Raw genomic sequence first — 7,905 nt, forward strand, 5'->3', positions numbered from 1 at the left:
GAATTGGTTATGTACTGCCTGTTTTTCGACGACCCGAAAAACAACAAAGGCTTTATCCATTATAAACCCCTTAAAATGTGTAAGGCAGCGGTTCGGTTTTTAAGGATTTTCGATTGAGGGCTCAAGAAGACCGCGCCGAAAATCCTGTTAAGAAAACCGAAGGGATGACTTTCCGATGAAAAACGGACTTGATTCACGATTTTGGCTCTGGAATGTAGTGTTCCTTCCCAGCGTAGCGGGAAGGGTTAACGGAATGGAAAGCTGAAATTGGGGATTGTGTCCAAGACCTTTGTAGTGAAGCTCTTTGCCCGAAGTGAAGTGGTTGCCTGCTTTTTCAGCAGGCGAGCGTGGAATGTAGGGGAATGTGCTGAGTGGGATTATAAAATTAATGCATAAAAAAACCTTCCTACCATAGCAAGAAGGTTTTTAATTGTAATTCGTTTGCTATTTTTCCCTTTTTAGAACCAACTGATACACACAAGGAATAACCACCAAATTCAAAATAGTGGCTGAAAGCAAACCTCCCAAAATTACGACGGCCATTGGACTTTGGATTTCACTACCGGGCTCGCCACCTTTTAGAGCCAATGGTATCAATGCCAGACCTGTGGTAAAGGCGGTCATTAATATGGGATTTAATCTGTCTAAAGCTCCAGCTTTTATTAACTGAAAACCGTGTACTCCTTCTTTTCTCAAATCTTCATACCGTGAGACCAATAGAATACCATTTCGTGTGGCAATACCAAACAAACTGATAAAACCTATGGTCGCTGCAATACTTATGATACCTGAAGTAAAATACACTATCAAGATACCACCAATCAATGCCAACGGTAAATTAATCAACACTACGAACGCCAGTTTTACATCCTTGAATTCATAATACAATAACAAGAAAATGATGGCTATGGCAATGATGGCCGTTATCAAGAGAAGCTGTGATGCCTTGGATTCACTTTCAAACTGTCCACCATATTGCACACGGTAGCCTTCTGGCATATTTACATTGTTGCCCACGACTTCCTTTATTTCGTTAACAGCACCACGTAAATCCCTGCCTTGAACATTGGCGGCGACCACAATCTTTCGTTGTACCTCTTCCCGATTGATGGTGTTTGGACTGCTTACCGATTGAACGGTTGCCAATTCGCCCAGCGTGGTTTGTCCGCCATTTGGTAAACTAATCAAGGTTTTATTGATGTTCTCAATATTGTCCCGAAACTGTTTTTCATAGCGTACTACCAAATCAAAATACTGTTGACCTTCATAAATCTCGCCCGCTTCTTCCCCCGCAAAGGCAATATCCACTTGCTCCATTAAATTGCCCACCGTCATTCCATAGGCCGAGAGAATCTGGCGTTTGGGTTTGATGCGGATTTGTGGCACTTCAATTTGTTGGTCAACTGCAACGTCAGCCAGTCCATCTATATCCTTAATGTTCTGCTCTATGCTTTTACCAACTTCAAACAAACGTTGTAAATCTGAACCAAATATCTTGATTGCAATATTGGCACGTGTACCCGAAAGCATATGGTCAATTCGGTGTGCGATAGGTTGTCCTAATGTGATATTAACACCAGGTGCGATGCTCAATTTATTTCGGACTTCTTCAAAGAATTCTTCTTTGGTTTTGTCTTCGAGAACAAAGGGCACATCGATTTCCGAAGCATTCACACCTTGCGCGTGTTCGTCCAGTTCTGCACGTCCTTGTCTTCGAGTAACGACCTCTACTTCGGGCATATCCAATAAAATGGTCTCTATTAACTTTCCAGTCTTATTACTTTCTTCCAAGGACATTCCCGGTGGACCGACTACACTTATTACTAAAGAACCCTCGTTAAATTCAGGAAGAAAACTCCTTCCCAACTGTGTGACCACTAAAAGACTTAACAGAAAGGCAATCACAGTTAGGCCAATAATGGTTTTGGGAATTCGTGTTGCACGTTCCAAAAGGTTGCCATAATGCTTTTGTAACCATCGCTCCACACGTGTACCTTCAGCTTGCTTGTTCAAAAGCTTTTCATTGTCCAGTAAATAGGAACACAGAATGGGCGTGACCGTCACGGCAACTACCAATGAGGTCAATACCGAGGTCACAAAGGCTATTCCGAGCGGTTGTAACAATCGGCCTTCCATTCCGCTTAAAAAGAACAAGGGAACAAACGAAACGATAATAATTAAGGTAGCGATGATAATGGAACTTCGTATCTCTACTGAAGCGTCACGCACTACTTTTATGGTCGATTCCCGCTCCGCTTTTGGTTTTCTGATATTTTCACGCAAGCGTTTATATACATTTTCCACGTCGATGATGGCATCATCTACCAACGCTCCTATGGCAATAGCCATACCACCCAAACTCATTGTATTTATGGTGTAACCCAGCCATTTCAAAATAATGATGGATACCAATAATGAAATAGGGATTGCCAGCAAGGAAATAACGGTAGTTCTCCAGTTCATTAAAAAGATGAACAGGATAATCATTACAAAAAACGCACCTTCTAAAAGAGTCATATTTAGATTACTAATAGAAGCATCTATGAAATCAGATTGCCTGAAAATTTGACTTTTGATGTTGACCCCTTTTGGCAATGTGGATTCTAAATCAGCAATCGCTTCATCCAGTCGGTCTGTCAACTCCAATGTATTCACATCGGGTTGTTTTGAAATAGTCAGAATCACAGCGGGATTTGCGTTTAATGAACCATCGCCAATTTTATCAGCTGCACCAATCTGTACGGTTGCAACGTCTTTAATCTTGATAGTTTGACCATTCACTTCCCTAAGTACTGCTTCCTGCAAGTCTTCCAGCGCATAGGCTCTACCGCTTCCCTTAATGATGTACTGATTGCCATATTGATTGATGACACCACCGGGCGCATTTTGATTTGCTTCCTTAACGTGTTCTACCAATTCCGATAGGCTCACGTCGTAATACTTCATCTTTTCGGGATTGGCAAATACTTGGTATTGCTTGTAATCGCCGCCAATGACCACCACATTCGCAATACCGCCAATGGCTTTTATGCGAGGTCTGATTGTCCAGTCGGATAAGGTTCGCAGTTCCATCGGCGAAAGACTGTCTGATGTCACTCCCAAGAGCATTATTTCGCCCATAATGGATGAAATAGGTGCCATCGTTGGTGCTCCTATGCCTTCGGGTAGGTTCTCTCGTACCATCGGGATACGTTCGCTCACGATTTGTCGGGCACGGTAAATATCCGTTCCCCATTCAAATTCTACCCAAACAATGGAAACACCTGCCGCCGATGAGGAACGAATTCGCCTTACATTGGGCGAACCGTTTAAGGCAGTTTCCAGTTGATAGGTCACTAATTTCTCTACTTCTTCAGATTCCATTCCGTGGGCTTCGGTAAGAATGGTTACCGTAGGTGCCGTGAGGTCTGGGAATACGTCCACGTTCATTGTACGCGCATAATAGATTCCCAAAACGCTCAATGCAACCGCTCCCAATAAAATGAGCAATCTGTTTTGAAGTGAAATTGATAATATTTTATTTAACATTTCTCTTCGTTTTTAATGTTCGTGGCCGTGCGCCGGTGTTGAACCCGACATTGAAGCCATTTTAACTTGATATGCTCCTGTAGTTACCACCACTTCGCCAACTTGCAGACCTTCCAGTATCTCTACATTTTCGCCATTGCGCTTTCCAATCTTAACAGGTCGTCTTTCAAAACTTTCGCCTGATAGTTGAACGATAACTGAATAGCTTCCATAGTCTTCCAAGAGAGCATTCACAGGAATCATTATGTTCTGTGTTGCATTTCCCATCGCTATCTGAACAGGTGTTAGACTTCCTATTGGCATATCGACGGTAGCATTGACTTCTGCAAAAACAGAAATCAAAGGGTTTTCACGTTCCACGTCCTTACCAATCGAAAGGATTTTGCCCTCGGCATCAGTTACGTCTTTCCATTGGTTATCATTATCCTGATACCATATACCTTGTACATTGCCCATCGCAAGCCCGTAGTTGGGTGCTAACTGCGCTTTTAAAACTCTGGAATGTTGCGTCCCAATGGTTACAAGCGCTACGCCTTGTTCTACGTAATCGCCATTGGAAACTGTTATGGATTTGATAAAACCATCAAAAGGTGCACGTATTTGTTTGCTTCCGCCCGAGACACCGGACACCAATGATTGATAATTGGCTTTGGCTATCTCGAAACTGCTCTCTACTTTTTCAAATTCAGATTTCGGGACTATTTTGGATTCATAGAGCTCTTTCTTCCTTTCATATTCTGATTTGGCCTGTTGGAATGTCGCTTTCGCGGAAGCGATATCCGTACTTAAATTATTGGATGCCAAACCTTGACTATTTAAGCTCATCAATAACTGACCTTGTTTTACCGCTGTACCTTCAGTAAGATTGTTTACCTTAAAATCTACCACTCCATTGGATTTTGCTGCCAAGGACTTTGTTGATCCTGGTGATGGCATCCAAACGCCGGACGTATTGATGACATCGTAAATTTTACCAGAAACCACGGGCGCGGTTTGAAAATCGATTTTCCAAGCTTGTTCCTTTAAAAACGAGATGGCCTCATCTTCTTCTTCCATACCTAAAGCTTTTATGGCTTCATCCGTAGTGGCATATACCATTACATCATCAATGGAAATTTTATCCGAATACTCTGGTGTCGTCAATTCAAAAACCAATTGATAGTTCCCAGCTTCTTTCGGTTGTATGGCAGGCGAAAAAATACCTGGTGATGACGGTGCATCTACCGTATTTCTGATTCCTTTTCCGTCTTTTATTAAACTTACCGTTACAGAACCTTCCCGAACGGGTTGGTGTTTATCCAAAACCGTAAAGTGGGCTGCGAATTTGCTGCCGTTGCCCACTATAAGCGCAGGAAACTCAACAAAGAGTTCTGTTTTATCCGTCCAGATAGTATGGCTCAATCGTGTAATTTCTTCGCCCACGTGACTACCATCTGCATTATGTGCGTGTGCATCTTCTGCCTTGTTATTACAGGACATTGCCAAAAAGGCGAGCACAATTATTATATATTTCATCTTCTGAATGTATTTGATTTTTAATGGTCGTTGTGTTCTGAACCATCATCGTGTTTGTGGGTATCAGAACCGTCATCTAAATGGTTACCGTCCGAATCGTGGTCGTGACCGTGGTCATTTGTCTTCATTTCCATAGAATCTTTTCCTACTTCAAATTCTTCTTGTTCTATGTCTTCCTCGTGCATATGGCTTCCGTCTTCATTATGTTCGTGACCGTGGTCATCTGTACTCTCTTTTTTTGTTTCCCTGCAAGAGCTTACCAAAAATGTTGATGCGATTGCTATTGCAAATATTATTTTTGAAATTTTCATAATCTTTGTTTTAAAGGTTTATAATGTATGTTTTAATAATTGTGCCTGAAGTAATTGTATTTCTTTTTCCATCTGCAACATTCTGTCAGATGCATTGCGGTAAAACTGAAGCTCTACATAGTAATCCATAAACGAATATTCGCCCAACATATAGGCCTTAAAGAGCAGTTGTTCGCTGTTTAAGTTGCTCATTGTGGTTAGATACTCATTGTATTTTTCGAGCATCAATTCGTATCGATTGTATGTTTCCTGAAATTGGGCATACAGCGAAGCGGTAATGACTTGAGTATTCGATTGCTGATATTCATAATCGGCCTCGGCCGCTTTTACATTGTTCTTGCTGTTCCACAACGGAATGGAAAGACCACCGTAAAAACCCGAAAAATTACTGCCGCTAACGCCCTGGTAATTGTAACCAAGTGCCATATTGGGCAACACCTTGTTTTTTTCAAGTTTTACTTTTTGAAGCGAAGCCGTTTCAGCTGCCTTTAAACCTTGTAACGAAGGGTCGCTGGTTAATCTTTCTTGCCAAAGCGTTTCGACCTCGGCAACCTCGATAGGCAAATCGATACCTGCTGTAAAACCATCAATGGCATTCCCGCCATTCAATGTTCTGAGTTTGGACAGTACAATTTGGATTTCGCTTTCAATCTGTTGAACAACGAATTGCTCTTGAATCCAAGCGATTTTCGCCTTGTTCAAATCCAAAATTCCGACTTGTTCTTTATCATAAAGCTCTTGAACCTGGTCGAAAACCTGTTTGCTCTGGGTTCGCCTTTCGGATTCAATAGCTTTCTGCTTTCGAAGGAAAGCGAGTTCAATCAATACCGATTTTGCTTCCAATAAAACTTCCTGCCGCTTTTTGGCATAGGACGTTTGCAGTTGTATCGCCTTTAAGTCGTTCCATTTACTGCGTGAACCGTAAACCGTCGGAAATTCGAAGGATTGCGATATTTCATATTCGGTGTAATTTCCCGATACGTTATCGCCAAAGGGCAAATAATAGCCTGAAAGCTGTGGGTCGGGTAAATTATTGGTGCTCTTGTTTTCGAGCTGTTGGCTTTCAATGAAAGATTGATAGCCTTTTAACTCAGTATTGTTCTGTTCTATTACGTTTAGCAGTTCCCCAATGTTTTTATCCTGTGAGAAACCATTAACGAAGAACAGGCATCCGCAAATCACGGATACGATGTATTTATTCATTGTTTGAAGTTTTAGGTTTAATCTTAAAGTATAAGAGGATTCCTGCCGTAGCGGTAGGTATTCCTAAACGATTAACCTAAAGATGGTGGGCCCCGTAAATCGAGGGATGAGAGGTAAGGATTAAAATGCCTATTGGGCGGATGATAAATTGGCGGTTTACCGTTTAGCCTATTATCAACGACATAAAATTCTTGAAAATCAGATACAGCTTTTACAATATTGTCATCTACAGTAGTCTGTTGCTCAACAGTATTCCTTTTAAGTACAACAATATCGCTGGACACCGTTGAATGAACGTGCATATCCATAAAGAAACCAAAGAAACCGTATGGGGATTCTTCCTTTTCGTGCGTACTTTCATCGTGATGATGGTGTTCGCCAGTATGGGCTATATCTGAATGGGAATGCGTTTCCTCGTGCTGATGATGCAAATGTGGAAAAACCTGATGCAGCATTATTAGGCTAAACAAGCCTAAAAAGAAAAATGCCGTTATTTTATTTGGTTTTTGCATCAAATACAAAACTAATGAAATTTGAGTATATTTTTAGAGTTTTAAGACTTGAAATCAAAATATAACTTGGACAATAATTAGTTCCACTTCATTTTCTGCAATCGAACAGCATTGAGAATAGCCAATAAAGCAACACCAACATCAGCAAAAACGGCTTCCCACATCGTGGCTAATCCACCTGCACCGAGAATGAGGACAATAACCTTTACGCCAAAGGCAAGCCCAATATTCTGCCAGACAATTCTTCGCGTTGAACGACCAATTTTAATCGCTCTTGCAATCTTACTGGGTTGGTCGGTCTGTATGATAACATCGGCTGTTTCGATGGCGACATCGCTTCCTAAACCACCCATCGCAATACCTACACCACTTGCTGCCAAAACGGGTGCATCGTTAATACCATCGCCAATAAATGCTACTTTGGTTTCGGGTTGTTTTTTGAGCTCTTCAACTTCATTGAGTTTATCTTCAGGCAACAATCCACCTTTCGCCCAATCAATATTTAACTCTTTTGCAACTTGCTGTGTAATAGAGTCCTTGTCGCCTGATAGCATTATAATTTTTGAAATTCCGGAATCTCGAATTTGTTTAATGGCTTGGTGCGCATCATCCTTTAGTTCATCTGCAATGGTTACATAACCTGCAAAATTTCCATCAATGGATACCATTACGATGGATTCTACAATACCATCTGTTTCCGAGGGGACTTCTATGCCATTTGAGGTCATCAAAGCTTTATTACCTACCAATACCGTTTTACCATTGACCGTTCCTTTTAAACCTTTTCCTGCAACTTCTGAAACATCGGTCGCCTCGTAATCCGAACCGTCTGCTTT

Annotated in this window: 6 protein-coding genes; all 6 read right to left on the reverse strand. The window is 41.5% G+C overall.

The genetic code is table 11. The features are described 5' to 3' along the window. Positions 1-444: 444 nt before the first annotated feature. Complete coding sequence (locus tag FT986_RS11855; protein ID WP_147865235.1) at positions 445-3,528, reverse strand: efflux RND transporter permease subunit; 3,084 nt, start codon at positions 3,526-3,528, stop codon at positions 445-447. A gap of 12 nt (positions 3,529-3,540) precedes the next feature. After that, positions 3,541-5,043 carry an efflux RND transporter periplasmic adaptor subunit gene (locus FT986_RS11860; protein ID WP_147865236.1) on the reverse strand — a complete coding sequence of 501 codons (1,503 nt, stop codon included), beginning with the start codon at positions 5,041-5,043 and terminating at the stop codon, positions 3,541-3,543. A 20-nt stretch (positions 5,044-5,063) separates the two neighbouring features. Then, positions 5,064-5,354 carry a hypothetical protein gene (locus FT986_RS11865; RefSeq protein ID WP_072316419.1) on the reverse strand — a complete coding sequence of 97 codons (291 nt, stop codon included), beginning with the start codon at positions 5,352-5,354 and terminating at the stop codon, positions 5,064-5,066. Between the two features lie 18 nt (positions 5,355-5,372). Continuing rightward, entirely contained in the window at positions 5,373-6,557 is a 1,185-nt protein-coding gene (locus FT986_RS11870) for a TolC family protein (RefSeq protein WP_147865237.1), read from the reverse strand. Positions 6,558-6,628: 71 nt separating this feature from the next. Next, positions 6,629-6,988, reverse strand: coding sequence for a hypothetical protein (locus FT986_RS11875; protein WP_255505960.1), 360 nt, complete (start codon positions 6,986-6,988; stop codon positions 6,629-6,631). Between the two features lie 158 nt (positions 6,989-7,146). Continuing rightward, on the reverse strand, positions 7,147-7,905 hold a 759-nt coding region (locus FT986_RS11880), incomplete at its 5' end, for an HAD-IC family P-type ATPase (RefSeq protein WP_147865239.1).

Origin of the sequence: Mesonia sp. K4-1, from assembly GCF_008017825.1 — a bacterium.
Classification (GTDB): Bacteria; Bacteroidota; Bacteroidia; order Flavobacteriales; family Flavobacteriaceae; genus Mesonia.

Excerpts from the sequence above, each read along its gene's own strand:
- FT986_RS11865 (WP_072316419.1), bottom strand. The coding sequence starts at position 5,354 with ATGAAAATTTCAAAAATAATATTTGCAATAGCAATCGCATCAACATTT.
- FT986_RS11870 (WP_147865237.1), bottom strand. The coding sequence starts at position 6,557 with ATGAATAAATACATCGTATCCGTGATTTGCGGATGCCTGTTCTTCGTT.
- FT986_RS11855 (WP_147865235.1), bottom strand. The coding sequence starts at position 3,528 with ATGTTAAATAAAATATTATCAATTTCACTTCAAAACAGATTGCTCATT.
- FT986_RS11860 (WP_147865236.1), bottom strand. The coding sequence starts at position 5,043 with ATGAAATATATAATAATTGTGCTCGCCTTTTTGGCAATGTCCTGTAAT.